This window comes from Novosphingobium sp. PP1Y (genome assembly GCF_000253255.1).
In the GTDB taxonomy this organism is placed as follows: domain Bacteria; phylum Pseudomonadota; class Alphaproteobacteria; order Sphingomonadales; family Sphingomonadaceae; genus Novosphingobium.
On sequence record NC_015583.1, the window covers coordinates 38,971 to 65,162 of the forward strand.

At 62.1% G+C, this 26,192-nt stretch carries 19 protein-coding genes and 10 pseudogenes; 18 read left to right on the plus strand and 11 right to left on the minus strand.

Annotation, left to right across the window (positions count from 1 at the left end; translation table 11 throughout):
- The first annotated feature begins 217 nt into the window (after window positions 1-217).
- Window positions 218-700 carry a TonB-dependent receptor plug domain-containing protein gene (locus tag PP1Y_RS25140; RefSeq protein WP_013836296.1) on the plus strand — a complete coding sequence of 161 codons (483 nt, stop codon included), beginning with the start codon at window positions 218-220 and terminating at the stop codon, window positions 698-700.
- 99 nt (window positions 701-799) lie between these two features.
- Here PP1Y_RS25140 and PP1Y_RS01270 read toward each other — a convergent pair whose 3' ends face one another.
- Window positions 800-1,729, minus strand: a complete 930-nt coding sequence (locus PP1Y_RS01270; protein ID WP_158511820.1) for a LysR family transcriptional regulator — start codon at window positions 1,727-1,729, stop codon at window positions 800-802.
- Window positions 1,730-1,884: 155 nt separating this feature from the next.
- On the opposite strand from PP1Y_RS01270, the gene PP1Y_RS01275 reads away from it, so the two are divergent.
- The 5 genes and pseudogenes from PP1Y_RS01275 (at window position 1,885) to PP1Y_RS26250 (ending at window position 5,677) form a co-directional block, all read left to right on the plus strand.
- Window positions 1,885-3,183 carry an MFS transporter gene (locus PP1Y_RS01275; protein WP_013836298.1) on the plus strand — a complete coding sequence of 433 codons (1,299 nt, stop codon included), beginning with the start codon at window positions 1,885-1,887 and terminating at the stop codon, window positions 3,181-3,183.
- 11 nt (window positions 3,184-3,194) lie between these two features.
- A complete protein-coding gene (locus PP1Y_RS01280; RefSeq protein ID WP_013836299.1) occupies window positions 3,195-4,184 on the plus strand; it encodes an aldo/keto reductase in 990 nt (329 codons plus the stop codon).
- Window positions 4,185-4,189: 5 nt separating this feature from the next.
- Entirely contained in the window at window positions 4,190-5,173 is a 984-nt protein-coding gene (locus tag PP1Y_RS01285) for an aldo/keto reductase (RefSeq protein ID WP_013836300.1), read from the plus strand.
- Window positions 5,160-5,363: pseudogene (locus PP1Y_RS26595) on the plus strand (SDR family NAD(P)-dependent oxidoreductase); the annotation flags it as partial. The gene PP1Y_RS01285 and the pseudogene PP1Y_RS26595, both read left to right, overlap by 14 nt.
- A gap of 107 nt (window positions 5,364-5,470) precedes the next feature.
- Window positions 5,471-5,677, plus strand: a complete 207-nt coding sequence (locus PP1Y_RS26250; protein WP_232512297.1) for an SDR family oxidoreductase — start codon at window positions 5,471-5,473, stop codon at window positions 5,675-5,677.
- Between the two features lie 11 nt (window positions 5,678-5,688).
- Here PP1Y_RS26250 and PP1Y_RS24540 read toward each other — a convergent pair whose 3' ends face one another.
- The gene (locus tag PP1Y_RS24540) at window positions 5,689-8,154 is read right to left on the minus strand and encodes a pyruvate formate lyase family protein (protein ID WP_051009916.1); all 2,466 of its coding nucleotides are present in this window, start codon (window positions 8,152-8,154) and stop codon (window positions 5,689-5,691) included.
- 226 nt (window positions 8,155-8,380) lie between these two features.
- Here PP1Y_RS24540 and PP1Y_RS01300 point away from each other — a divergent pair.
- Window positions 8,381-8,782 (plus strand): annotated as a pseudogene (locus PP1Y_RS01300) (transposase); the annotation flags it as partial.
- A 160-nt stretch (window positions 8,783-8,942) separates the two neighbouring features.
- Here the strand turns inward: PP1Y_RS01300 and PP1Y_RS01305 are convergent.
- Together PP1Y_RS01305 and PP1Y_RS01310 are read right to left on the minus strand one after the other, a co-directional pair.
- Window positions 8,943-10,565 carry an ISNCY family transposase gene (locus PP1Y_RS01305; RefSeq protein ID WP_013836303.1) on the minus strand — a complete coding sequence of 541 codons (1,623 nt, stop codon included), beginning with the start codon at window positions 10,563-10,565 and terminating at the stop codon, window positions 8,943-8,945.
- Window positions 10,566-10,619: 54 nt separating this feature from the next.
- A pseudogene (locus tag PP1Y_RS01310) lies at window positions 10,620-10,886 on the minus strand (DDE-type integrase/transposase/recombinase); the annotation flags it as partial.
- 409 nt (window positions 10,887-11,295) lie between these two features.
- On the opposite strand from PP1Y_RS01310, the gene PP1Y_RS25150 reads away from it, so the two are divergent.
- Window positions 11,296-12,062 (plus strand): IS5 family transposase gene (locus PP1Y_RS25150; RefSeq protein WP_148274775.1). Its coding sequence is split into 2 segments (ribosomal slippage): window positions 11,296-11,608 and window positions 11,608-12,062, totalling 768 coding nucleotides; the frame shifts between segments, so codons are not numbered across the junction.
- Here the strand turns inward: PP1Y_RS25150 and PP1Y_RS01325 are convergent.
- Window positions 12,061-12,465 (minus strand): annotated as a pseudogene (locus PP1Y_RS01325) (IS6 family transposase); the annotation flags it as partial. The gene PP1Y_RS25150 and the pseudogene PP1Y_RS01325 sit on opposite strands and share 2 nt — an antisense overlap.
- A gap of 169 nt (window positions 12,466-12,634) precedes the next feature.
- On the opposite strand from PP1Y_RS01325, the gene PP1Y_RS01330 reads away from it, so the two are divergent.
- Complete coding sequence (locus tag PP1Y_RS01330; protein ID WP_013836305.1) at window positions 12,635-13,090, plus strand: hypothetical protein; 456 nt, start codon at window positions 12,635-12,637, stop codon at window positions 13,088-13,090.
- A 56-nt stretch (window positions 13,091-13,146) separates the two neighbouring features.
- A pseudogene (locus PP1Y_RS01335) lies at window positions 13,147-13,395 on the plus strand (transposase); the annotation flags it as partial.
- Between the two features lie 12 nt (window positions 13,396-13,407).
- On the opposite strand, the pseudogene PP1Y_RS25155 reads toward PP1Y_RS01335, so the two are convergent.
- From PP1Y_RS25155 to PP1Y_RS01345, 3 genes and pseudogenes are all read right to left on the minus strand, one after another.
- Window positions 13,408-13,638 (minus strand): annotated as a pseudogene (locus tag PP1Y_RS25155) (zeta toxin family protein); the annotation flags it as partial.
- Complete coding sequence (locus tag PP1Y_RS01340) at window positions 13,635-13,991, minus strand: ParD-like family protein (RefSeq protein WP_013836307.1); 357 nt, start codon at window positions 13,989-13,991, stop codon at window positions 13,635-13,637. The pseudogene PP1Y_RS25155 and the gene PP1Y_RS01340, both read right to left, overlap by 4 nt.
- A gap of 1,248 nt (window positions 13,992-15,239) precedes the next feature.
- Complete coding sequence (locus tag PP1Y_RS01345) at window positions 15,240-15,668, minus strand: heme-binding protein (RefSeq protein ID WP_013836308.1); 429 nt, start codon at window positions 15,666-15,668, stop codon at window positions 15,240-15,242.
- Between the two features lie 206 nt (window positions 15,669-15,874).
- Between PP1Y_RS01345 and PP1Y_RS26155 the strand changes: the two are divergent.
- The 3 pseudogenes from PP1Y_RS26155 to PP1Y_RS01355 form a co-directional block, all read left to right on the plus strand.
- Window positions 15,875-15,980 (plus strand): annotated as a pseudogene (locus tag PP1Y_RS26155) (IS6 family transposase); the annotation flags it as partial.
- Window positions 15,956-16,114 (plus strand): annotated as a pseudogene (locus tag PP1Y_RS01350) (integrase core domain-containing protein); the annotation flags it as partial. The pseudogenes PP1Y_RS26155 and PP1Y_RS01350, both read left to right, overlap by 25 nt.
- 63 nt (window positions 16,115-16,177) lie before the next feature.
- Window positions 16,178-16,405 (plus strand): annotated as a pseudogene (locus PP1Y_RS01355) (IS6 family transposase); the annotation flags it as partial.
- Window positions 16,406-16,453: 48 nt separating this feature from the next.
- On the opposite strand, the pseudogene PP1Y_RS25160 reads toward PP1Y_RS01355, so the two are convergent.
- The 3 genes and pseudogenes from PP1Y_RS25160 to PP1Y_RS01365 form a co-directional block, all read right to left on the minus strand.
- Window positions 16,454-16,633, minus strand: a pseudogene (locus tag PP1Y_RS25160) (transposase); the annotation flags it as partial.
- 176 nt (window positions 16,634-16,809) lie between these two features.
- Window positions 16,810-17,811 (minus strand): LacI family DNA-binding transcriptional regulator, encoded by a 1,002-nt coding sequence (locus PP1Y_RS01360; RefSeq protein WP_013836311.1) that lies wholly within the window; start codon window positions 17,809-17,811, stop codon window positions 16,810-16,812.
- Between the two features lie 47 nt (window positions 17,812-17,858).
- Window positions 17,859-19,022: a cytochrome P450 gene (locus tag PP1Y_RS01365; protein ID WP_148274780.1), complete on the minus strand. Its 1,164-nt coding sequence runs from the start codon at window positions 19,020-19,022 to the stop codon at window positions 17,859-17,861.
- Between the two features lie 83 nt (window positions 19,023-19,105).
- Here PP1Y_RS01365 and PP1Y_RS01370 point away from each other — a divergent pair, with 83 nt between their 5' ends.
- The 5 genes from PP1Y_RS01370 to PP1Y_RS01390 all read left to right on the plus strand — a co-directional run bounded on the left by PP1Y_RS01370 (window position 19,106) and on the right by PP1Y_RS01390 (window position 26,177).
- Window positions 19,106-20,404: an MFS transporter gene (locus PP1Y_RS01370; RefSeq protein WP_013836313.1), complete on the plus strand. Its 1,299-nt coding sequence runs from the start codon at window positions 19,106-19,108 to the stop codon at window positions 20,402-20,404.
- 11 nt (window positions 20,405-20,415) lie between these two features.
- Window positions 20,416-21,597 (plus strand): MFS transporter, encoded by a 1,182-nt coding sequence (locus PP1Y_RS01375; RefSeq protein WP_013836314.1) that lies wholly within the window; start codon window positions 20,416-20,418, stop codon window positions 21,595-21,597.
- Window positions 21,598-21,680: 83 nt separating this feature from the next.
- The gene (locus PP1Y_RS01380; RefSeq protein ID WP_013836315.1) at window positions 21,681-23,885 is read left to right on the plus strand and encodes a TonB-dependent receptor; all 2,205 of its coding nucleotides are present in this window, start codon (window positions 21,681-21,683) and stop codon (window positions 23,883-23,885) included.
- A gap of 10 nt (window positions 23,886-23,895) precedes the next feature.
- Window positions 23,896-25,407, plus strand: coding sequence for a hypothetical protein (locus tag PP1Y_RS01385; protein ID WP_193789707.1), 1,512 nt, complete (start codon window positions 23,896-23,898; stop codon window positions 25,405-25,407).
- Window positions 25,404-26,177, plus strand: a complete 774-nt coding sequence (locus PP1Y_RS01390) for a hypothetical protein (protein ID WP_013836317.1) — start codon at window positions 25,404-25,406, stop codon at window positions 26,175-26,177. The genes PP1Y_RS01385 and PP1Y_RS01390 overlap by 4 nt, the downstream gene beginning before the upstream one ends.
- Window positions 26,178-26,192 lie beyond the last annotated feature (15 nt).

Genomic DNA, 26,192 nt, shown 5'->3' on the forward strand with positions numbered 1-26,192 from the left:
TAGCAGGTGCAAGTGATGGCACCCAGAGCTGCATTTTTGCGGATTGGCTGCGCAAAAATGCTTTCCAGCATTTGCTGGCAGGCGCGCTAGCAGTCGAGGCCGAGCATGGTGCTGCCTTCTCCATTCTCCACGGGTCTTTATCGGATGCCAAGCAAACTGGTCGTTAACCGTCCCGAAGCAGCAGCGCTTGCCAACTGTCAAAATGGGAGGGTAAATAATGAGAAAGCTGCTTGTCACGTCGTGCCTGGTTGCTTTGACGGCAACTGCTCAGGTCGCAGCGGCACAGACCATTCGGGAGCCGACTAAAACTGCCCCCTCGAGTGCCACCGAAATCGACGTAAGCGAAACCAAAGCAGCCGATATCGTCGTGACAGGTACCCGACTAGCGAGCGGCTTCAACACGCCAACTCCCGTTACCGTGGTCACTACCGAACAACTCAACACGGCTGGCAAACCAAGCTTGGCCGAAGCCATAGCCCAATTGCCGGTATTCAAAGGACCGGCCATAAGCTCCCAGCCGACCAATGGATCGCCGAACGGCACGAATGGACAGAGCTTGCTCAACCTGCGCGGTTTGGGCGCTCAACGAAACTTGCTGCTGCTGGATGGTCAGAGGGTTATCGCGACGAATGCGGCCGGATCAGTCGATGTAAACATGGCGGATTCAACCGGTCGTGTCAGCATTAGAAGGTGTGAATAGAACCCAAAACGCAAAGCGAATCTCTGCCAATCCCGTGCTATTGGAATCCTGCGCTAGAACCATCAATTGCACCAACAGGCCGCCGACGTGACAACGCCGCTATAGTGGTGCCTTACAGAAAGTGGCGATCAGTTTACGCAGCCAAACGTATTCGACCGCGACATGAATTCGCGGATGCCAGGCCATAGATAGGTCATTGTCGGGGAATTCCAGTGGCGGCTTGACGATCTGGATCTGGCCAAGCCGGGCCTGTTCCTCAGCCAGACGGCGCGGCAACATGGCGACCATGCGTGTTGACGCGATAATGCTAGGGACGAGCGAGAAATGGGAGACGTGTGCGACGACGTTGCGATGAAGCTGTTTGGAGGAAAGATAGCTGTCGATCAGGTTCGGATAGATCGGGCGGTCGCTTTGTAATGCAACATGATCAAGCGCGACGAAGCGTTCGATGGTCAGCGGTTCGACAAGATCGGGGTGATCGATTGCGCCAATCAGCACGATCGAATCCGTCATCAGTTTTCGCCGGTGCCAGTGCGGCGGCAATGAGCGTAGCCAGCCCACTCGCAGGTCGAACTGACCCCGATCAAGCTCTTCGAGGTCCGTCTGGCGGTTGGGGATGACTGAGATGCTGATCTGCACGTGCGGGGCCTGCTCGCGCAGTTCGCCCAGCAGGCGCGGAAGTAGAACCTGCCCGGCATGGTCAGTGATCGCCAGTTTGAAGGTTGTCCGGCTTTCCATGGGAACGAACCGCGTAGGGCTGAATAGGGCGAGCAATTCTGGCAGCGCAACTTCGAGCCGAGCCTTGAGTTCCACGCCCTCTGCCGTCAGCACCATCGCCGAGCCGTCGCGGACCAGCAGAGGGTCGTTGAAGATGCGCCTAATTCGCGCCAACATATGGCTCATCGCAGGTTGAGACAGCCCGACGTCACGAGCGACCCGGCTCAGACTGCGCTCTGCCAGAAGCCGGTCAAGCGCGACGAGTGAGCCGAGATCGACCTTACGGATATTCATGTCGAGAATATGAGCCATCCAGAGCATTCATTGGGAAATATGGGCCCAGGTCAATACCAATTGACATGTGGCCTGCGGAACGTCCCATTCGGGGGAGGCAAGGCCGGGCAACGACCGTCACGATCAACGGGGCGGCGCCGGGGACCTGCCCGGGATGAGGAGCTGATCGAGCAATGACAACTCCGATGTCCGCCACAGTTCCTGCGCCAAAAGCATGGAAACCCTATCTCGCGCTGTTTTCCCTGTACCTGCTCAACACCCTGCTGGTGCTCGACAAGATTGTGTTCACAATCCTTGTGGAACCAGTGAAGGCCGAGTTCGGTCTGGACGATTTTCAGGTCGGGCTGCTGACCGGCTCGGTCTATGCCGTGTGCCTTGGCGTCGCGAGCCTGCCGCTGGGCATGCTGGTGGATCGAAGCAGCCGGCGCAACATCGCTGCCGGGTGCCTTGCGTTCTGGTCCGCGATGACCGCGCTGTGTGGCATGGCGCAAAGCTACACCACGCTGCTTGCAGCCCGGCTTGGTGTCGGGATTGGCGAGGCGGGCGGCGGGCCGGCTTCGCTGTCGATGATCGCCGACCTTTTCGACCACCGCCGCCGCGCGACGGCGATGGCAATCTTCGCGCTGGGAACGCCGACTGCAGGATTGCTCAACCTGACCATCAACACCAATCTAGCCCATACCTATGGTTGGCGGTTCGCGCTGTTCGCGGCGAGCGTGCCGGGACTGGTTCTGGCGATCACCATGCGCCTGTTCATTGCCGAGCCGGAACGCGCGACGGGGACAGGCGGCGTTCCGCCCAAGGCGGCGAGCTTTTCCCAGACTTTCCATTTCATTCGTACCCAGCGCTCGCTGGTGCACTTTCTGATCGGCGGCGCGGTAGCCTATATCGTGCTGGCCGGCGTGTCTTCTTGGAGCTTCTCATTCCTCATCCGTGTTCACCATGTGAAGCTGCATGAGGTGGGGCCGATCCTGGGCGTTGCGATCGCGATTTCCGGGCTCTTCGGCCTGTTCCTCAGCGGGCGGCTAGCGGATGTTCTGTCGCGCCGCGATGAGCGCTGGCGGACCTGGGTGATGACGATCACGACGCTGATGTCGGTCTGCTTTGGTACAGCGACGTTCTCGGTCGGGTCTTGGCAAGCGGCGGTCATCGGTATGGCGGGCTTTGCCACGACTGCCACGCTGTGGCTTGCGCCCGGTTATGCCCTGTCGCAAAGCCTGGTGCCTGCGCGGATGCGCGGGATGATAGGTGCGATCGTGTTCATGCTGGCCAACGTGCTCGGCTATGGGCTTGGCCCGGCACTGGTTGGCCTGCTCAGCGACCTGCTGGCGCCAGTTTACGGCACCTTGGCCATTCGCACGGCGCTGATCGGTACGGTTTCGCTCAACCTGTGGGCCGCGTTCCACTTCATGCTTGGGGCACGGACGCTTCGGGCAGACCTCGATGTTGCAGGATTGGAGCAACAGCAGTGAATTTCCCGGCGATGCAATACCAGTCCCTGGCGGATGACCTCCCCTCCGTTTCGCGCCTGTCACTCGGGTCGTGGAATACCTTTTCGCGGTGCTCATCTGAGCAGTTGGAAGCCCTGCTGGCGCGGGCGTTCGAGCGCGGGATCAATCTGCTCGATGTCGGCTATTACTGGGACAAGCCGGATACCGAGGACGCGGTCGCCGCTGCCCTGCGCGGACTGGCCGCCCCGCGTGACAGCTATACGATCGCGCAGAAGCTGTGGCTCTGGGACTATCCCGAGCATAGCTTTGCCGAGCAGCTTGGCCGGTCGTTGCAGCGGCTCGGGTCGGACCATGTCGACATCGTGATGGTGTCGCGCCCGACTGCCGATCTCGCGCTGGAGCCATTTATCGGCGAGGTCGTGGCGCTGGTCGAAGCCGGGATGGCCCGGGCTTGGGGTGTGACCAACTTCACGCCGGAGCAACTGCGCGACACGCTGGCGCTGGTCAATCAACGCAACTGGCCGCACCCGGTCCTGCTGCAAGTCCAGTACAACGTGATGCGGCGCGGCGTGGTCGAAGGTCCGGGCTATGCCGAGCTGTTTGCCGAAGGTGCGATCCGGCTGTGTGCGGCGAACATGCTCGAGGGCGGAATCCTCGCCGGGCATCTCGAGCGGGACCGGGTCAATCCGCCTGAGTTTGCCGAGGGCAAGCGCCCGGTCCACCGCAACATCTGCCGGGATTCGGGCGGCATTCGCGAGTTGATCCGCGAACGCCAACCGCGGCTTAGGGAGATCGCCCGGGACTTCGGGGCCAGCCCGGCGCAACTGGCACTGGCGTTCGGCCTGTCGCACCCGCACCTTGGTACCGCGCTGGTCGGCGTGACCGAGCCGGACCATGTAGACGAGAACGTCGCTGCGCTGGCACTGCTGGACTGCGCCACGGAAATTCGCGCGGCGGTGGACGAACTGGCGATCGAAGGCGTGGCCCACCCCAAGCTGTTCAACCCCCACAACGGTATCTGAGCGCTATGGAAGCGCTGCGGCTGGGCAGGTCCGGACTCAAGGTTTCGCAGTTGGCCCTGGGCACCGCGTCGTTCGGAGATACGGACCGGGCGGCGTGGAATGTGGGGGCCGACATGGCCTGGAATCTGGTGCGTCATGCGTTTGATCGCGGCATTACCCTGTTCGACACGGGCTCCACCTATGGCGGCGGGCTGGCCGAGGATCGGCTCGGGCAGGCGGTGGAGCGACTTGGCCACCGCGATGAGATTGTGCTGACGTCCAAGGTCTATTTCCCAACCGGGCCGGACGCCAATGCGCGCGGGCTGTCGCGTAAGCACATCGTTGCCGCGCTCGACCGCAGTCGTGCCCGGTTGCGGACTGATTATGTCGATGTGCTGATGCTCCACCGCTGGGATGCCCATACCCCGATCGAGGAAACGCTCACCGCGCTGGACATTCTCGTTCGGTCCGGCCGGGTGCTTTACACCGGTGCCTCGTCGATGTCTGCGTGGCGGATGATGAAGGTGTTGGGGCTTCAGCGCGCGTCGGGCATGGCCCCGTTCATTGCGATGCAGGGTCTCTACAACCTGCTGTACCGGGAAGAGGAGCGCGAGATGATGCCGCTCTGCCGGGAAGAAGGAATTGGCTGCATGGCATGGTCGCCGCTCGCCCGGGGACGGCTGGCAGGGGCTGCGGGCGACCCGGTGCGGCTGGCGCAAGATCCCCTGGCAGCGAGTCGGTTCACGCCCGATCTCGATGCGCCGGTCCTCGCCGCGCTGGACGCGGCCAGCGTGCGCACCGGGCTACCGCACGCGCAGCTGGCGCTTGGCTGGCTGGCAGCTCGGCAGGCGATACCGGTCATCGGGGCGGCTAGTGCAGAGCAGATCGACGTTGCCATAGCAGCTGTTTCGTCGCGGCCGGATGCGGTGACGTGCGCCGCGATGGAGGCATCCTACCGCCCGCACGCGGTCAGCGGCTTCGATCCTCTGGATGAACATGCGCCGGTTTGAGGGGCGCACGGCGCTCGTAACTGTGGCTGCATCGGGCATCGGGCGTGCGGTGGCGCTGCGCCTTGCCGGTGAAGGGGCGCGAGTCTGCCTCGTCGATATTACACCCGAAGTCACAGCTATCGCGGCCAGAGCCGGGAGCGGACATACCGCCTGCGTTGCGGACCTGTGTACCGCTGCGGGTACCGACGCGGCGACGGCCCATACGCTGGGCGAACTTGGCCGGATTGACATTCTCGTCAATGCCGCCGTCTGCTGGCGGTGGCGCGGCAGGCGGCGGCGGAACTTGCCAGCGGAAGAGTGCGGGTCAACAGCGTTCTGCCCGGACCGACGCGAACCGGGCTCACCCGCAAATCGGTCCGCCAGGACTGCGATTTTCCGCTGGGCTGCTGGGTCGAGGCGGAGGACGTGGCCGCTGCGATCTGTTTCCTTATCAGCGACGATGCCGCCGCGATCACCGGAGGGGAGTTGGTGGTCGATGGCGGGGTGTCGCTGGTTCCGCGCTAAGCCCCGCCGCGCTAGGTGATGGAGCGCGCAGCTTCGCGTGAGATGATTTCGTCCTGCACTGCCCTTGCAAGCTGGGTGAAATAGGCGCTGCACCCGCCAATGCGGACGATGAGGTCAGCATAAGCCGCGGGATCGGCCTGCGCCGCGCGCAGCGTTTCAGTTGAGATCACGTTGAACTGGATGTGTTTGCCGCCACCCGCGAAATAATCCCGCACCATCCGCGCAACGTCCTGTCGCCCGGGCGGGCTGGCCATCGCATCGGGATGGAGCCGCATGTCGAGCGACATCGACTGCCAGCGTACCTGATCGATCTTCAGCGCGCTACGCAAGGCGGCCAGTACGCCGTGGTCATAGCGCCCGCCGACCGGGGTCACCGCTTCGTCCGCCAGTGGGTCGCCCGCCTTGCGGCCATCGGGCGTAGCGCCAAGCGCTGCACCGCCGGGGAAATTGGCAGTGCCGATGGTTAGCGCCGCTGCCTTGAAATTGCCGCCATAGACCGTGGTCAGGGCTTCGGTGCACTTGGCCCAGAACTCGTAGAGTTCCGCGGCGATGAGGTCTGCCGCGTCATCGTCGTTGCCGAACTTCGGTGCTGCCTGCACCTGCGCGCGGGCCGCCTCGCCGGCGCCGCCCTCCCAGTTCGCCGCAAGGTGCGCGAGCATGTCCGATGCGCTCACCGTACCGTCTTCGAATACGACCTTGCGCAATGCTGCCAGTGCGTCAGACACGTTGATCATCCCGATCGGGTTGATGCAGGAACCGTTTTCCAGCAGCAGCGTGCGGCCAAGGATGTTTTTCGACGCGCCGATGCCACCGACGGTCAGCGCGCTTTCGAACGGCTGGGGGAAACACTCGCCATAGGACTGCATGGTGATGTTGTTGAACTCGGCCTGCAACTCGATGAAGTGAACAAGCTGGGTCTTGAGGCTGTCCATTACCTCCGCAAAACTGGTGCATTCGTCGAGCCGGGCGGTGCGTGGGCCGACTTGGTTACCAGTCCGCGGATCTACGCCGCCGTGGAGCGCGATGGTCAGGATCAGGGGCGCGCTGCACATCGGCCAGGCAATCGTGCGCGACTGGCCGGGAATGTTCACCCCGAGACACCCGGCCACCGCGTAATCGCGCGCGGTTTCGAGCGGGACCCCTTCACGGGTGAGGAAGTCGATGCAGCTGCGGTCACCCAGCAGTGCGGGAATACCGATCCCGGTGCCAATCAGCTGGAGCGCCGATTCCATCAGGTCGGGCGGGGTTTCATCGTGGACGCGCAGGGTGATCGTGGGATGCGGGGTCGGGCAGGTGCGCGCCGCTTCGAGCACAAGGTAGCTCATCGGATTGGTCGCATCGCGGCCATCGGGGGTCTGCCCTCCAATCACGCAGTTGTGCCACTTCGCGAGCCCGCCGTATTTCGCGCGATGGGTGTGGCCCGAGGTGATCACGATCTGGGAATCGCGGATCCGCAGCCATTGCAGGTATTCCAGCGCCGCGGCCTCGGTGATCCGCCCTGCGGCAAGATCGGCGTCGTAATAGTGGCCGAACAGCTGGTCGAAGCGCCCCAACGATATCACTCCCGACGGCAGGACTATCAGGAGGACGATCCACAGCGATTGCAGCGCTTCGCGGAATGTGCGGGCGGGCTCGGCGGGAATCCGCTGCAGAGTATCGGCCATCTGCCGCAGTTCCTCCGCACGAGCTGGGGCGGCTTCGTGCTCGGCGAGGTCGGCGGCGAGGCGCGAGAGGCGGCCGGCAAAGCGGATCACCGCCTCAAGGGTTATGATCATCGCACGCAAGAGATCTGCGCGCTGGACGTCCTCGGCGCTGAGAATGCGGGTCTGTGACAGTTGCTCGCGCGCGTCGCCGAGCAGCGCCGAAAGGCCGCGCTTGAGCACCGTTTCGTAGTCGAATACGCCTATGATCTGGCTAATCTCGTGGTGGATGCCCCAACCGCAGCCCAACATCCCGCCTGGCCCCCAACCTTCTTCCCGATTGCGGAACGGCGGCAACACCACGCCGAGCTGTGCATAGGGCCATACGCGTTCGTCATCATAGAGCGAGGTCATACGCGCCGTGAGCGAGCGGTCACGCCAGTAGCGGTTGAGTTCGGCAATCTTTGGGCGATCGGCGGGATCGATCTCAAACCCGGCGGCGACGAGTGCATCCAGTTCGGGCTCGCTCCATGCCGCCCACAACGAGGTCAGTTCTAGTCCGCCCGGCTTGGTTGCAAGGTTGCCGGCCAGCATGTCGTCAGGCTCGATGAAGATCGTGATTTCGTCGAGCACGGCAGCCAGCGCCCGCGCCACGCGGATCACCTGGGGCTGGCCTTCGCTGGCGGCGAATGCGCGGGTGACGAGGCGAAACTTCTCGATGCTGATCGGAAAACGTCCGGCCCGGACAGTGTCGAGCGCAGTCCGCATCCGTTCGATCCGTGCGCTGCGTGAAGGGGCAGCACGAACATCAAGGGTTTCGGCTTGGGACAAGTTCATTGCTTTCTTAGTTGTAACGGGGGGCAGCATGAGCTGTTACCAATCTGGTAGAACCAAAAATGCCGGCTACGATAATGCATAGTCATTAGACGCATCATTCGCCGCGCGAATTACCCCCCTCAGGTCGTGTCCCGCGGGGTGGTGTAGGAAGGTTTTCCTGAGAGGGTGGCCACCGTCGATCTTCTGGTAGGGTTCGGATGCGAACTCGAACCTGGAGAAGAAGACGATGACCGACGACAGAATGGCCCTTGTTGAGCTGATTGAGCAAGGGGCTGACAGCGATTTGGTGCGCGAGATGCTGGCGTTTGCCGCCGAGCGCATGATGGATCTGGAGATTGAGGCGAGGACTGGCGTTCCGTCCGGCTCTCGCAGCCCGGCGCGGCTCAACCACCGCAACGGCTATCGCGAGCATGGTTGGGACACCCGCGCTGGCCGGATCGATCTGGCGATCCCGAAGCTGCGCAAGGGCAGCTACTTCCCGAGCTTCCTGGAGCCGCGCCGGACGGCGGAGAAGGCCCTGGCTGCGGTGATCCAGGAGGCTTACGTGCACGGCGTCTCGACGCGCTCGGTCGATGACCTGGTAAAGGCCATGGGCGCCAGCGGCGTATCGAAGAGCCAGGTCAGCCGCCGGTTCTGTCGCAAACTTTGGCCGGCCGTGCGGCTTGCTCTTTGACTTTGTATTTCAGGCTGCAAGGCTGTCTGTAGCGCGACAAACTGGATGAGGATTCGTGTTGCCTCATGAAGCGATGTTCCCGAGCGGCATGTCCATTGCCTCACGTAAATGCTCCCTACAGGAGATCGCCCTCACGGGCTATTCCTTGCGCGACTGGGTGCCGCGCAGCGGAGCCGGAGGCGACGCGGTGCGGTACCCAGTCGCGCGGCAACGAAGAGACGGTCTCTGCTCGCAAAGGCCTGCCATCGGAGCTAGCTGACGGGTTGAATACCAAGGCACGCGCATGCTCTGATCGCCACACCTTCAACCGGCGCTGCACAGTCCGCAGCAGACCATCCGGATAATCGCCAGGCTGCTCGGCCTGTAGCCTCTCGAGCAGCTCCCGACCGGTGCGCCATGGCTCCTCCTCGAACCACGCCTTCAACTGTTCGGTCACCGTGACAAGGGGATCAGGACGGCGGCGCCAACGCTTCTGCGGGGCCTTTGCGGTTGCTGTCGGCCTTGCCTCGCCTTCGTGCCACAAGGTCCGCAGGCTCGTCATGAACGCATCCAGCGTTGGCGACGAGGGTTCCGATGGGTTCATTACGGCTGCCCCGTCGGCCAGTCGCACCAACTTTTCTTGCGCCGTCCGAATGTCCCGCAACAGCCGGACGGGATCGAGATCGGCGAACGCCTCGCGGAGGTTCCGGCGCGTCTCCTCGGAGGTCCGTGGGTCTGCCAGCAACCGCTGGAACGGCGTCGCGGGAGCATGGTATCGCTTGTAGACCTTGGCGCCCTCACGTTGCTTCTCTGCCAGCTTGAACGATGGCTGGAAGAAGTTCACGAACAGGCGGGCCGCCGTGTACAATTCCGCTAACGCGCCGGCGGCTTCCAGGCCTTCGAACCGGCGATAGCCCGTCAGGCGCCGAACGACCGAACCGTTCTTCTGCTCAACCCAAGCCTGATCATTCTTGCGATAAGGACGGCAGCGGGTGAACGCGATCCCATGAGCCACGCAATAATCGCGCACCGTCTCGTTGATAAATACGCTGTCGTTGTCAGAGTCGAATCCCAACAAGGGGAAGGGCATCAGCCTGCGCAGTTCGGAAAGCACCGCCACCAGCAGCGTCTGTTCGCGCACCAGTAACGGTGCGCATTCAGTCCAGCCCGTTGCGATGTCGGTCAAAGTGAACGTCCAGGCCCAGCTACCTTTTGCTGCCGGTCCGCTGTGCGAGACCAGATCGACCTCCATGTGCCCCGGCGCCGGATCACCCCAGTCGTCGAATGTACGGATCGGTACGCTGCGCCGCAGCTCGGTTCCAGATACGCCACGCCGCCGCTTCTTCGTCTGGCCTGCCTCGCGTATGGCGCTCAGTGAACGGTCGATAGTCGCCGGGCTCATCTGGAACAGACTGGCCTTGACCTGCGGTGCCAGATCGAGGTGGCCATGACTTTCCATCGCTTCGACAAGGATCGGAATGAGCGGCTTTAGCCGCTTGCCGCATAAACGGTCGCTCGCCTCCCACAACACCGCTAGCGCAGTGCGCACAGCTTCATCGTAGATCCTGCGCCCGACACGCTCAGGAGTTCGGTCCGATGCCTCCTGCCGGAGAACCCGCATCGCATGTTTGCGATGGAACCCCGTGACCGCAACGAACTCGTCGAGCACCTTGCCTTTACTCGACCGATCGCTTGCCCGGTATCGCGCGCCGACCGCCTCGATCAATTCTTTCCGCGTTGCCATGCTCACCTTCCTCATCGTTCCCTCCCAACCGTTGCCGGGAGCATTCTAGATGAGGCAACGGCCCGTCACTCAGGAGCAAAAAGGGTGAGGCAATGCCTTTCTCATCCAGATCGCCGCGCGACAGCTGTCGAACTGATCTGCGAAGGACGGATTGCGGGCGTCGTTGGCAGGTATCATCTGGCCCTTGCGGATCATGTGAATGAGTTCGATGCCTTCGAGGATGACGCCAGCGGTGGCTTGGGACTTGAAACCGAGCATGGGCCGGATGCGGCGCTTGATGCGCCGGTGGTCCTGCTCGATCCGGTTATTCATGTATTGGCTCTGCCGGACCTTGAGCGGCTCGGCCTTCGACCGAGTTCGCATCCTGACTTCGGCATGGCATGTCCGCGCAGCTTCCAGATTAGGTCGTGAACTCATAATTGATGATCGCGCTCGTGTGGCCTGATACACAGGCATGGTCAGTTCGATTGTCGGAGAGCGGAGCTGTGGAGACTTATAATGCTGTGGTTTTCACGCTTGTGCAGGGCATTTTCGCGGCTGCCGCGCTCGGCGCTACTCTGATCGTGCTGTTCAACGGTTTCTCGGAGGGATTTGATCCCCAAGCCATTCCTGCACTTCTAATCATCTGGGCAGTAAGCGCGGTAGGAGTGTTAGGGACGTGGTTCATGCGCCGTCTCTTTACGGCTGCTCGGTAACACGGCTGATTGTCCTTCCGATAATGCGCCAAATGTGATTCAGAATCGGCATGAGCCGATATGACCTGACCGACTTCGAGTGGCGCGTGATCGAGCCGCTGCTGCCCAACAAGCCAAGAGGCGTGCCGCGCGTCGACGATCGCCGCGTGCTGAACGGCATCTTCTGGGTGCTGCGCTCCGGTGCGCCGTGGCGCGACCTGCCCGAACGCTACGGCCCGCGCACCACCTGCTACAACCGCTTCGTGCGATGGCGAAAGGCGGGCGTCTGGGACCGGATGATGGACGCCATCACCGCTGCCCATGATGGCGACATCCAGATGATCGACAGCACCTCCGTTCGCGCTCACCAGCAGGCCGCGACGGCAAAAAGGGGGATCGAGATCATTGTCTCGGTCGTTCCCGAGGCGGCCTCACGACCAAAATCCACGCGGTCGTCGATGGGCAAGGCCTCCCGATCAGGCTAAGCCTGACCGCCGGCCAAAGCCATGACGGGAAAGCTGCCGATGACCTGCTCGATCACGTAGCCGCCGGAACAAGCGTGCTGGCCGACAAAGCATATGATGCAGATCATATCCGGGCGACACTCCGCGAGAAGGGAGCGTTTGCCAATGTCCCGCCTAAGGCAAACCGAAGGTCGAAACCATATTTCAGCACATGGCTCTACCGCGAGCGCAACCTGATCGAACGATTCTTCTCCAAGCTGAAACACTTCCGCAGGGTGGCCACCCGATACGACAAGTTGGCCGAAAACTTCCTTGCCATGGTCCAACTCGCCTCAATGCGGCTGTGGCTAAGGGTTTATGAGTCTACGGCCTAGTCTGGCTGCCGTCGATGGTCAGCTGGACGGGCAGGCCGTGGCGCTTGTAGGCCCTTCGGAAGAAGCGCTTCGCATCCCTGAGATTGCGCGTGTTCGAGAACAGGAAATCGACTGTGGCGCCCGATTTGTCGATCGCCCGGTAAAGGTACATCCACTCGCCCTTCACCTTGATGTAGGTCTCATCGACGTTCCATTTGCTAGTCACCGACCGCTTGCGAGCGTTGAACGCGTCCAGCAATTGTGGCGTATAGTGCAGTACCCAGCGGTGGATCGTCGAATGGTCGACCGCCACGCCGCGCTCGGCGATCATTTCCTCGAGATCCCGCAGGCTCAACCCGTAGGCCAGGTACCAGCGTACGCACAGCATGATCAGCGAGCCCTCGAAATGGCGACCCTTGAACAACAATCTCTTCCCCGAATGCCGAAACTGCGCCAACTATCTCACATCACGCCAAAGTTTGCGACAGAACCGCTGGGACATCGTTCGACAGGATCGACGGCTCCCTACCTCAAGCTGCCACCGAGGACCTCAGGGCCATCGCGCTAGACGTGCCGGGAATGGAGTTGGTGGCATGACCGCTCGCTGGCCCGATCCCGACCGCGCGATCATTGGCCGCTATGTCGCGAGCCTTGATCTGCGCAGCACGAAAAGCCGAGCCTGCTATGCCCAGGTCTTGCATGGCTTGCAGGATGTCGCCGAACGTTACGAGGCACTCGATCAGGAAGTGCTGCTGGTCTGGCTACGAGAATCGGCCGTTCGTCGAGCGCCGTCCACGCTCTTGCACCGCACCCGCATCGTTGACCGGTTCTTCGAACACCTGGCGGAAATCGGCGCGATCCAACGCAACCCTGTCTCCGCTCTGCGCGATGAGTGCAATATCAAGCAGTGCATGCCGATCTGGCGGGCATTGGCGTCGCGGAATCCGGAAGAGGCACTTGCCGAACTCCGTCAACCCAGACCGTTCGGCAGCGTGCTGGGCGAAATGATGGCCGAGCATGTCGCGATGATGCGGCGCAGAGGCTACTGAGTAGCCCCTAGATTTCTGGACGCCTTCTATCCTAATTTTGAGGACAGGAGACGACGATGGGGAAGCCCAATTTCAGCGATGAGTTCAAGCGTGATGCTGTGGCCCAGATCACCGAGCGTGGGTATCCGGTAGCGGAGGTTTCTGAGCGTCTCGGCGTCAGTCAGCATTCGCTGTATGCCTGGAAGCGGCAACTGGCGAAGGTGGTGTCTGGCGATGCCAGCAAGGATGCCGAGATCCGCCAGTTGAAGCGCGAACTGGCCCGGGTCACCGAGGAGCGCGACATCCTAAAAAACGGTCGCCGGCTGCGCCCGCCTGTGGACGGTTTCCGTCACGAAATCCCGCCCCCGAGCGAGATGGTCAGCCCGGCGCGAAGCCGCGATCTCGGCCGCTTCGTAAGACGCATCAGGTGATGGATCGCGCAGTTCGTCGCGCTGGATGATGTCTGCGTTGATGAACGGTCCTGCAAAACTCTGTGCTACGCGGGTCTCGTAGAGCGTAGACTTGCCGGCACCATTGGGCCCGGCAAGTACGATCATCGTCGGCTTCATGCCTTGGGGGTAGCTTTCTCACGCACGACGTTGCCAGCCGCATCGAGGCCGACACCCAGACCATACTGCCGTCGCCGGGCAAAGAAGGCATTTTCGTCAGAACCAGGCTGCTCCATTTTCTCGATAAAGCTGTCGAGCCAAACATCCTTCTCTTCGTCGGTGAGATCAGTCGTCTGAATGTCACCAGCAAGTGCCGCAGTGATACGGGCATGATCGAAATTGCCTGACTTTTCGATAGCGCGGCCGATGCGCACCCAATGGGCGATCTGACCGGCGATCGAGCGGCTCTGCAACTCGGACTCGCGACGCACGATCTTCATGATGTCGTCACCAAGTTTGATGGACTGGGCCATTAGGTCACCTCCAGTTCATGAGGTAGCATTCTGCCACCTCATTTTCAAGCACGCCCTTCGATGCCCGAACCGGGGCGTTGCGAAAGCTAGCCAATAAGGGGCCGACTAAAGTCAGCGAGCGTAAGCCATAGAGATCGGAACAAGCGGCTGATCCGCACTTGCCAAGCGAAAAATGAGTGGCGGAGCGGCCGGAATGGGTCGGTCCCCGGAAGCCGACTCACAGAGGCACTCGGATCCCGGCTATGCCGTGTTTGTGTCTGCGTGCGCGACGCTTTCGTCCCGCCGCCAATATGACGGCAGGGCAGGTTGCAGCATGCGTTTCTGGAAGGGGACCGGCAGGATCGTCGGAACCCTAAGCAGTCTCTCGCGAAGTGACACGACGTATCGGCGCTCCTGCACAGGCATCCTATCTTGGCAGGTTCGCATGGCCTTCGGTTCGCGACTGCGTTGGCGTGCTTGCCTTCCAGGGCCTGCCGATGCGCTCCAGCGGGACACCGCAGTCTTCGCAGAGCAATGATGCAACTGCGAAAGCGGGCGACAGTTCGGTTCCACCGGTTACCGGGATAGGACGGCTCAGTAGGGAGCCCAATGCTGCAATCTCCTTTCACGTGGATTAGCGATTTCATCGTTCAGGACATGATTGAAGTCCGCTTATCCGCCAGGGCCAGCCGCGGCGCGGGTGCTGGGCCGTTTCGGCGATAAGCGAATTCGTGCGCCGGGCGTCCTGCCGTCCGCGCTGGGGTGATGACGCCCACAGCGATCTATCGTCCAGGCGTGAGTGCCGTGTATATGCGGGACAGCAAGTCCTGATGTTGCCGAGACCCAAGGCGCTCTGTGGTAAAGAGCACATTTTTTCATATTGGCATGGCATTTAATTTAACATAACACTTATTATCATCTCCAATGTCTTTAAGCGCTAAGTAGAAATGACACCCCTCCGCTAGATAGAAATGACACCTTCAGGTGTCGTCAGTGGAACAGCGGTGACATGGTTCTCCTACCGGTTGGGAGAACGCGGCGATGACGGTGCTGGCAATGAGCCATGGCGAGCTTTCGCGATTTGATACGCTGATGCGCGTTGAGCGCGGCAAGCTGCGGGTCCCGGCATAATACTCCACGGCTGTTCCTCTCATGATGCTTTGGGCCGATCGCTCGGACCCCGTTTTCAACACCATCATTCTGAGGGACAGCCACCCAACCTGGCTACCGTTTGAGACGCCGGCCCATTACGGCATCTAGCCTTACGGATTATTCCTGTGCCCTGAGGCCTGCCGCGGCGATGCCGGCGAGTGCGCATGCCTCATCGTTATCGCCCGTGTCCCCCGTCACGCCGACCGCGCCAAGCGGCTCGCCCTCGGCATCGACCACAATCACGCCACCGACGGCCGGTATCACTCCATCGGGGCTGATTTGCCCGAGCGAACCGACGAATGCCGGCCATTGTACGGCCATGTCCCTTATCCTGCGGCTAGACATGCCAAGCGCCAGCGCCCCGGCCGCCTTTCCGCACGCGATCTTCTGCCGCAGCATGGAAGTGCCATCCTGGCGTTGAAAGGCGATCATATGCCCGCCCGGATCAAGTACCGCTACGCTGAGCGGCTTGAGGCCCGACTGGCTGGCCATCTCAAATGCGGCCGCGATTATAGTATTCGCTTGGGAAAGACTGATACGGTTCATGCTGGTATCCCTTTTCAAGGTGACCACAATATTACGGTGCCGGCCATTGCGGGGTGCCGGTCTACCGGACGCTTCAGCGCAGAAAATTGCGAACACGTTCGCCGAACAGGAATATATGTCGGCGCCCCCCATTCCTGTGAGGGCTCTGTTGCAAGCATTGATGCGGCTACCAAGATTGGACACTTGGATTGGCAGGGTCAGTTGCGATGAACGATTTCGAAGTGCGGCATTTTACCGGATAGGTCATCCTGTGGGCGGTGTGCTGGTATTGTCGATACGGCATCAGCTACCGTGATCTCGAGGAAATGCAGGAAGATCTGGATGAATGGGTCACCAACTACAACGAGCAGAGGCCGCACCAGGGCCGATGGTGCTTCGGCAAGACCCCCATGCAGACCTTTGTTGACGCAACCCCGATGGCGAAGGAAAAGATGATCGCGGCCTGATCCCACCGGTCAGGTCCATGCTGACCACTTACAGGCACCAACTGTCCGATCAAGTGTCAGCCTCTACTGATCAAGCCTGTGCGCGGCTTCAAGTCGATGCCCACGGCATACGCAACGATCAAAGGTTTCGAGGTCATGCGCGCCTTACGCAAAGGGCAGGCTCGGCCATCGTGCCTACAGCCAGGGATCGTGGGGGAGGTGCGCCTGGTTGAAAGAGCATTCGGAATGGGGCCGTCGGCCCTGATCGAAACCATGACTATGCTCAATCAGCATTTCGCCAATGCTTCCTGATCCCCCAAAAGGCGTCGTGCCCCTCGCCGCACCTCAATGTTTGCAACAGAGCCTCTTGTGCGGTCCATGGTCCTTTGGTGCATCGCGCCAGCGCAGCCCGTTGCGGTTCACGAAGATGATCCCGCTCAAAACCCGGCGATCATCAACCCGGGGCTTACCGTGGTTCCTCCGAAAGGACGGCTCAAGCCGCGCCGTCTGTTCGTCCGTCAGCCAGACCAAGTCATTCAAATCCAGTCTCCTCAAAGAGCCTGAATCACATCTCGCCTCTCATATCAATGGTTCCTGACCCTAGGCGTCGAGGCAAACGCCGCGGCGAAAGTGGTAGGCAAATTGTAGCCTTTCCCGCAAGCCCGGCCCGCTGACCATCGCAGCGCCAGCACCGATCATCCACTCGAAGCCTGCGCTCAGGCGCTTTCCCTGGCGATCAGCCTGAAGCCGACATCGATGGGATGGTCCGGGAGCGCCGAACCCTCCCCGTAGCGGCGGATTGCCGCGATGGCTTCGCGCGCTATGCGTCGCCCGTCGACATCCATCGTCGTGATGGTTGGCCGCATCTCACCCGCGATCGAGCTGTTGCCGAAACCGACCACAGCCACATCTTCCGGCACGCGAAGTCCTGCAGCCTGCGCTTCGACGATCAGCCCCTGGGCGAGATAGTCCGATCCGCAAACGACTACGTCGGGCATCTCAGGAAGGCGCCGGACGTCTGCGAACACCCGGCGGCCGTGGCCGAAGCGAGAGGGAATGTCGACCGTCGCATGCGTCACGTTACTTCCGCCCAAGGTCTGCCATTCCTCGACGAAACCGTCACGGCGGACACCGGCCCGAGCGCCATCGGCGGTGACCAAATGAGGCCGCCTGTAGCCGCGCGACATCAGAAAGCGCGCCATGTCGCTACCGGCATCCCGATGCGAGAAGCCGATCGCCAATCCAACCGGGTGCTCGGGCAATTCCCATATCTGGATGAACAGCGTTGTGCTGCGCGATACCAGGGCAGGAATGGAGGCATCGATCGGACCGCTCGAAATGATCGCATCGACCTTGCGACTGAGCGCCGCGCGGATCAGTTCGTTTGTGCGCGCAGCCGAAACGCCGGTGAGGCCCAGCATGACCGTGAAGCCGCCCGACGAAAGCTCTTCGACCATCGCTTCGATCGTATCGTTGAAGATCGAATCGACGAGGTGCGGGATCAACACCGCCACCATCTTGGACCTGCTGGACGCGAGGCCGCCGGCCAAGAGGTTCGGGATGTAGCCGACCTCTGCGATCGCCGCCCTGATCCGCTCGGCAGTCGCCGCGGCAACCACTTTGGGATTGTTGACGAAGCGGCTTACAGTCGCGCTGGAAACGCCAGCCCGCAATGCGACGTCGTCGAGTGTAGGTACCTTTTCAGGGATTTCGGCCATGCCCTTCCATACGCGCGATCATTCCGGTTACGCAATCGCCCTGCAAATCAATCGAACCGCAAGGGCACTGAAAGAGCGCCAATTTCTGGCCACCGGCTCATCATGATCTCTCCATCCAAATCGAATTGCTTCGTCGCGACGAGCAACTCCTCGAGGGCCACGCGCAATTGCATTCGCCCGATATGCAGCCCGGGGCAGTTGTGTGGGCCCCGTCCGAAAGCAAGATGCTCAGCGATATTGGGGCGGTCCATGATGAATTCGCCCGGGTTTGGAAATACGGCCTCGTCGCGATTTGCGGAGGCATAGACCAGCGCCACAGCTTCGTCCTTGTCGATCATGCGCCCCCCCATTTCAACCGGACAGACCGGCGTGCGCGCAAATCCACGGTAAGGCGTATAAAGCCTCAGGAATTCCTCGATCGCCGAAGGGATGAGCGAAGGATCTGACCGCAAGCGCTGCTGTAGCGCAAGATCCCGCGAAAGGTGAACGGCAATACTGCCGATCATCACCATTGGCGCAACCATCCCCACCACCAGCACCTGCCGAACGGTGCCGAGAACCAGTTCGTCGGGCAACGGCTCGCCTTCGTGGCGTGCGGCAAGCAAGGCGCTTGTCGGATCGATGGCCGGATCCTGCGGCTCGCGATGACGCAGGGCGATGAGGTCGCGGGCCATTTCATAAAGCCGAAGACTGGTTTCCTTCATCGATTCCGGCTTGGTGGAGTGAACCGCGAGGATGAACGCCCTGCCCGCATCGTGCAGGGTCGCGAGCGATTCCTCAGGCATGCGCATCCATTCACCGAAGACGTGGACGGGCAGATGGCTCGAGAACTCGACGCAGATGTCGCCGCCGCCCTTGGCGACCATCGGCGCCAGCAGTTCGCGCGCCAAGGTGCGCGTATGGGGGGCGAGCGCCTCTGCGCGCTCCTGCGAAAGCAACGGATTGAGCGCCTTGCGATACGGCGTGTGCTCTGGCGGATTGAGGTGGAGCGGAGGTCGGCGGCCCGTGAACGCCACTTTCGGTACGACGTTCTGCACCGAGGTGACGAAGAGCGGATCGGATGCGGCGCGCTTGACGTCATCGTAGCGGGTCAGGGCCCAGAAGCCACCCAGGCCATCGGTATGGGCCACCGGGCATTCGCGGCGCAGGCGCGCATATTCGGCGTGCGCGCTGTCGAAATCCTCGGGCCGTTCGGGATCGAAGTCTTGCATGATCTCTTTCATGTCGGTGCTAATACGGCATCGACGCGAGCTTATGCAAGCGCTATCATAAGCGTAAACGGGAGATTGGAACTTTGTCTTCGCAACCAGCAGCGGCCGATCTTGAGCAGGCGATCGGGCGCAAAGTGCTTGTCCGTCTGGTCATACCTTGCGCCCTTTATATCCTCATCGGCGCGATCGACCGGACCAATGTCAGCTTCGCTGCGCTGCAGATGAACCAGGACCTCGGTTTATCGGGAAGCGAGTATGGCTTCGGCGCAGGCGTGCTGTTCATCGGCTACATGCTCGCAAAATATCCCAGCGTGCTGGTATACGAACGTATCGGAATGCACCGCTGGCTGGCGATGATCACGCTCGCCTGGGGACTTTCCTCATGCGCGATGGCGGGCGTGCGCAACGAATGGGAACTCTATGGCCTGCGGGTCATCATCGGCATTACCGAAGGCGGACTTTCTTCTGGGCTGATGCTGTACCTGAGCCATTGGGCCCCCGAGCGGTATCGCGCGTCCATCCTTGCCATTCCGATCACCTCTATCTCGATAGCGCAAGTCATCGGAGCCCCGATTTCGGGCATGCTGCTGGATGCAACCAACCCGTTCGGCATGCCGGGCTGGCGCTTCATGTTCCTTGTCGAAGCGCTTCCCGCGCTGGCCCTGGCGGTCTTCGCCTGGCTGCATTTCCCTGACCGACCGGCCAACGCGAAATGGCTCGACAGCGCGGAACGCAACTGGTTGGCGACGAACGTCAGGGGCGCGAAACGCGAATCCTCAGGCGATCGCGATGGCGGCCGCTGGGACATGTTGTCCAGCCCCGTCGGATGGACCTGCGCCGCGATCTGGTTCTGCATTCTGGCCAGCAATTACGGGGTCATGTTCTGGCTGCCGCAGGTCGTAAAGGGGATGACTGGCCTGAGCGCGACCCAGACCGGGATCGTCGTTGCCCTGCCCTGGGCCGCCAGCGCCGTGGGATTGCTGCTCAATGCACGGCATTCGGATCGAACCGGCGAACGCTATCTTCACGTTGCCCTGCCCGCGCTGGCCGGAGGTTGCGGCCTGCTGATCGCCTTCCTGGCCGGGCCGGGCCTGTTGGGTCTCACCGCCCTGACCATCGGGGGCGCCTGCACCGGGTGTACGGTGGCGGCTTTCTGGGCGATTCCGATCCGATTGATGAAGCCGGCAGCCCTCGCCATGGGCATCGTGGTCATCAACATGTTCGGCAGTCTCGCGGGCGCGACAGTTCCGGCGCTGATGGGCGTGCTCCAGCAGATGAGCGGGTCGTTCCTGCCACCCACCCTGCTGCTGTTCGGCATCGCCGTGGCCTGTGCCGGATTGTGCCTTGTCGCGCGATCGGCTGATCGTCGCGCACGGGGCTAGGCCCCACGGTGATGGAGCGCAACAACAGGAAGCTGGTCCTGCTTGCGGGAATTGCAGCGATGGGATCGATGGCAATCCACATGCTGGTGCCGGCGCTCCCGATGATCGCCGCCGACTTTGCCGTCGGTCCCGGCGAGGCGCAGCATATCCTGGGCTTCTACCTGTTTTTCCTGGGGGCAGGCCAGCTTGTGGCCGGGCAGTTCGTCGACCGGATAGGCCGGCGGCCCGTTCTTCTTGCCGGGCTGATGGCCTATACCGCCGGTGCTTTCACTGCCTTTCTGGCCCCCTCCTTGTCCGCGCTCCTGGCGGCGCGCGTGCTGCAAGCGGCGGGCGGCGCGGCGGGTGTGGTGACCGCGCGGGTGATCGTGAGCGACGATGCATCGCCGGGCGAAGGCGCCGCCCGGCAGGCAACGCTGATGATGGTCGTGCTGATTTCGCCTGCACTTTCTCCGGTTGTCGGCGGTCTGATTGCTTCCTCGGCAGGATGGCGCGGCGTGTTTGTCCTCCTCGCCCTTGCCGGTCTCTTCGCCCTTGCCGCGGCGTGGATCGCAATCGCCGAGTCCCGCCCCGGGGACGGCGAAGCCATGCCGGCGCGAAGTCTCGTCCAGTCGCTGTGGGCAGGCTATCACAGGCTGCTGACCGACCGCGCTTTCCTGGGTGCGGCGGGAGCCCTCGCGGCGATGAGTTCGGCGCTCTACATCTTCCTCGCGAATGCGCCGTTTCTTCTCGAGAGCCGTTACGGTCTCTCGCCGGACGAGGTCGGTATCGCCTTTCTTTTCGTCGCCGTCGGCGGCATTGCCGGCTCTCGCCTCGTGGCACTACTGGAACGCCGCACTGATGCCTTGGTAGCAGGAGTTGCATTGGGGGTGACGGGCTCGGTGGCAGCGCTTGCAGGCGACCTTTCGGGCCTGACCGGTCCCGCCGCGCTTATCGCGCCCCTCATTCTGCTCGGCGTCAGCGCCGGAGTAGCCGGTCCGGCAGGCATCGGACGCGCCATTGCCGTCAACCCATCGCTGGCCGGAACCGCAGCAAGCCTCGCAGGCGCCGGCCAGATGCTGATTAGCTCTCTTGCGATAACGGTTATCTCGTGGTTTTCGCCGGTCGGATCGTCCAAACTGTGCATTGCGCTTGTAATCGCGACCGCCATCGCTGCAGGCTGCGCGGCCTTGGCCCGCCCTCGAGAGACGGCCTGAACGCCCCCTGCAATTCGGGTTTGCAAGGGCTTACATTTGTCGTAAAGAGCCAATCATAAAGACAGACCGATGGGAGGTTACCAATGCCAGTTTCCGTTTTTACGCGATCCAGTATCGCGGCCCTGCTTTGCAGCGTTGCAGTTCCCGCGCTCGCCCAGACCGCCACTGAGGGCGCTTCGGGCAGCCAGGCGAGCAAAGCCCTCGACGAAATCATCGTAACCGCGGAACGCCGCGAGCAGAGCCTTCAGGACATTCCCATTTCGGCCACGGTCCTTACCGGGGACCAGCTCGCGCAGAAGGGCGTCACGAACCTCAACGATATCCAGCAGGTGGCGCCGTCGATCGCCATCAATACCTTCAATCGCTCCACCTTCATCAACATCCGCGGCGTGGGTATCGCCCAGTCCGCGCCGACGTCGAACCCCGGTGTCGCCTACTATATCGATGGCCAGCTCATCCCGCACGAGCAGTTCATCGGGTTCAGCTTCTACGACATCGGTTCGCTGGAAGTGCTGCGCGGCCCCCAGGGTACTCTGACGGGTCAGAACTCGACCGGCGGCGCCATCTACGTGCGCACGCCGGACCCGAGTTTCGACGATGTTTCGGGCTATGTCGATGCCACCGCCTCGAACTACGACCGCTATCGCGTGGTCGGCGCGATCAACGTCGGCGGCGAAAGCGTCGCCCTGCGGATTGCGGCAGTTCACGAGGAACGCGACAGCTTCACCAAGAACATTGCTGACAACGCCCAGAGCCAGCCCGGCAACCTCAACATGGACGCGGTGCGCGCGACATTGCGTCTGCAGGGGATGGACAGCAGGTTGAACGTGCATGTGCGCGGTGAATACTTCGACGTGCGGTCCGACAACAATGCCGTGAAGAACCGCAACGACGCGATCACCAGCGACCCCTTCGTGATCGAGGAGGACGGCCGTTCCTACCAGAACCAGGCCGGTTATCGCATCGGCGGCGAGATCCGGTACGATGTCAGCGAAGCTATGCAGGCCCGCGCCCTCGTTTCCTGGCAGGACGGTTTCACTCACGACCAGACCGACGGCGATCGCACCGCCACGGCCCTACCGGTCCCCGCCAACTTGCCGACGAGCAGCGCCAACACCAGGCTCTATCCCGGCCGCGTCAGCAATGCCTCTACCGAATTCAAGACCCTGATCGGCGAGCTCAACCTCCTCTCCACCGGGAACGGCCCGTTCCAATGGGTGGTCGGAGCCTTTGCGCTCGACGAAACCGTCCCTGTCTCGCTATACCGGGACAATCGTCACACCACCGATTTCGTAGTGTCCAACAGCGATATCGTGACCACTGCCAAGAACACGTCCTATTCGCTGTTCGGGCAGGCGAACTGGTTCGTGACACCCCAGATCGAACTGATTGCAGGTGGCCGCTACAGCTGGGACAAGCAGGTCTACACCCGCTTCGCCGTTCCGGGGCCGCCCATTCCACTGCCCTATGTCAGCGCAGCCTCTTCGCACCAGCTGACCGGCAAGCTGGGGGTCAATTACCACTTCGACGACAACAACATGCTCTACCTCACGGCATCGAAGGGCTACAAGGCCGGCGGCGTCAATCTGACGCCCAACACGCCCGACTTCCTGCCCGAGCGCAACTTCGTGTACGAGGCCGGCTTCAAGACCGAGCTGCTCGACCGGCACCTGCGCGTGAACGGCGACGTGTTCTATTCGGTCTACAAGGACATCCAGCTCTCCAGCCTGCTGAACGGTCTTCCGGTCACGCAGAACGCCCTTGGCGGCCACTCCAAGGGTGGTGAGATCGAAATCACCGGCCAGTTCGGCGGCCTCGCCTTCAATCTTGGCGCGGGATACCTAGACGCCAAGTTCAGCAACTCGGGCTGCATTACCGACACCAACGCACCCGGGACCGACGCAGGATGCCCCACTGGCCTGCGCTTCGTGCCCAAGGGCCGCGTCCTGCCATTCTCTCCCGATTGGACGATCAACGGTGGAATCCAGTACACCTTCCCGGTCGGCGGGATCGACGTGACGCCACGCGTCCAGTGGTCGCACGTGGGCGACCAGAACGCGACGCCATTCCCCAGCTTCAACACGCTGGTGCCTTCGCGCGACCTGTTCGACGCGCGCCTCACCTTCGATCTGGGATCGAAGTACAAGTTGGAAGCCTTCGTCAACAACCTGACGGACAAGACCTATATCGCTACCCAGATCCAGAACAGCTCTAGCGCCGATGGCGGCATCATCTACGGCGCACCGCGCACCTACGGCGTGCGGATCAAGGTCGCATTCGGCGACTGAGGCAAGACCTTTGGCTAGACACAGGTTCTCCGTCCAATCGGTCTTTCTGCTCCTGGCCACGGTGATCGGGGCGGCTGCGGTTTCGATCGCAGCCGCCCGGCCCCCTCTTCCGCGGTGGTGGTCGCCGGGCGAGGGCCGGGTATTTCCCGAACAACTTGACTACCAAAACGACGAGGGCACGCTCCGCCTTCTCCTTACCGGCGGGAAGCTGGACACGAAGGGGCATCCTTTCTTCGAACCGATCGGCCGCAATGGCCGCGCCTGCGTGACTTGCCATCAGCCTGCCGACGCGATGAGCCTGTCTGCACAATCCGCCCGTGAACGATGGGATGCGACCGGAGGCAAGGACCCCCTCTTCGCGGCTTACGACGGCTCCAATTGCCCATCGTTGCCCCAGGGAGCGCGCGCTTCGCATTCGCTACTGCTCGATCGCGGCCTTATCCGCATCGAGCGCGCCTGGCCAGTGCGCGAATGGAATGGCAAAGCGGTCACGCCCGATTTCACCATCACCGTCGTGCGCGATCCCAATGGCTGCAACAGCGGCCCCGACCATGGTCCGGAACATGGCAACATCTCGGTCTACCGCCGCCCTCGCCCCGTCGCGAACATGAAATACCTGCTCGCAGCAGGCTTCCCATTCGATCCCAAGCAGGGGTACGCCCTGCCGATCGACCCGCGCACCGGCAAGATGATGTCGGGCAACATCATGGCCGACAACCGCACAGGCACCCTGCGCCTTCAGATGGAGGACGCAGGATCGACCCACTTGCAGATGTTGAAGCGTCTTGGCGAGGCCGATATCTCGCGGATCGAGGATTTCGAGAAGCGTATCTTCACCGCCCAGCAGGTTGGCAAAGACGCAGGTGCGCTCGATACGCTTGGCGCGAAGGGCGGTCCGGCGCACTTGCGCGATTCCGAGCCGGGAGCGCTTGGCAGCATCGGTGAACCGGTGTGGAGCGAATTCGCGAAGTGGGAGGACATCTCCCCCGAAGACGCGAAGACGCTCACCCCCGCGCAACTCGCCTTTCGTCAGTCAGTGGCGCGCGGCGCCAAGGTTTTTCGCGACAAGACTTTCCTGATTTCCGACACCGCCGGCATCAATTCACGGATCGGGTTCGGCAACCCGGTCAGAAACTCCTGCGTCTTCTGTCACAACATGAGCCAGATGGGGAACGACGTTGCTCCGGGCCAGGTCGACCTGGGGACGACGACGATGCCGTTCGCCGATCCGATGCCCGACTTGCCACTATTCCGGATCACCTGCCTGAAGGCGCCCCATCCCCACTATGGCCGCGTGTTCTATACAATGGATCCCGGTTTTGCGCTGACCAGCGGACGCTGCGGCGACGTCGGCAAGATCACGCTACAGTCCATGCGGGGTCTGGCTGCCAGAGCCCCCTATTTCTCCAACGGCCTGGCCAAGGATCTGCGCGGCGTCGTCGACTATTACGACCGTCGCTACGACATCGGTTACACCGAGCAAGAGAAGCGCGATCTGGTAAATTTGATGAGCGTGCTATGAAGTCACTTGCAACCCTCGTGGCGCTGGGCGCCTCGCTCGCAGCCCCGGCGCAGGATACCGGCGAGCTGGTGCGCTTCGTCACCTGCCCGGTCTACCGCGACACCGATGCAGGCCGCAAATCCGGCTGCTGGCTCGCCACGGATCGAGAAAGCGGCCAGCGCTACGATGTCAGTTGGTCGCCTTACAAACCGGACTGGAACTACGCCATCCTTGTCGAGGGCCGCGTCTCGGAAGAACCGCCGACGCCTTGCGGCGACACCGTGCTGCGGCCCGTGCGCACCTCGCGCCTTTACGAGATCCCCTGCACCCGCCACATGCTACCTGCAGAGGCCTATCCCGGCCGCAGATACAAGTTGCAGGGTCGTTATATCGATCCGCTCTCGGTGCCGCGCGAAACGCCCCCCGGGCCTTACGCCCAGCGTACCTTCACCGCCTATTTCGAGTACGGCAACGACTTCCTGATCTACCAGTACGACGACTACCTGCTGGACAACGCTGCGACCTGGATCAGGGCTGCCAAGCCCGGCAAGCTGGTCGTCACGGGATTTGCCGCGACCGATCCTGTCGAAGTGTCCGGTGTCACGCTCGCCGAGCCTGTGGAACTTGCCCGGCAGCGGGCGGAAACTATCGCCGAAACGCTGCGACGGCTTGTGCCCGGCATTCCCGTAGAGACACGCTGGCAAGCCGGAACGACCCGAAGCGACGATCCGGATGCCGATACGATACCCGGTCAGGCCGAACGACGCGTGGAAATCCGCGCAGTGTTCTAAATACGCACATATCAC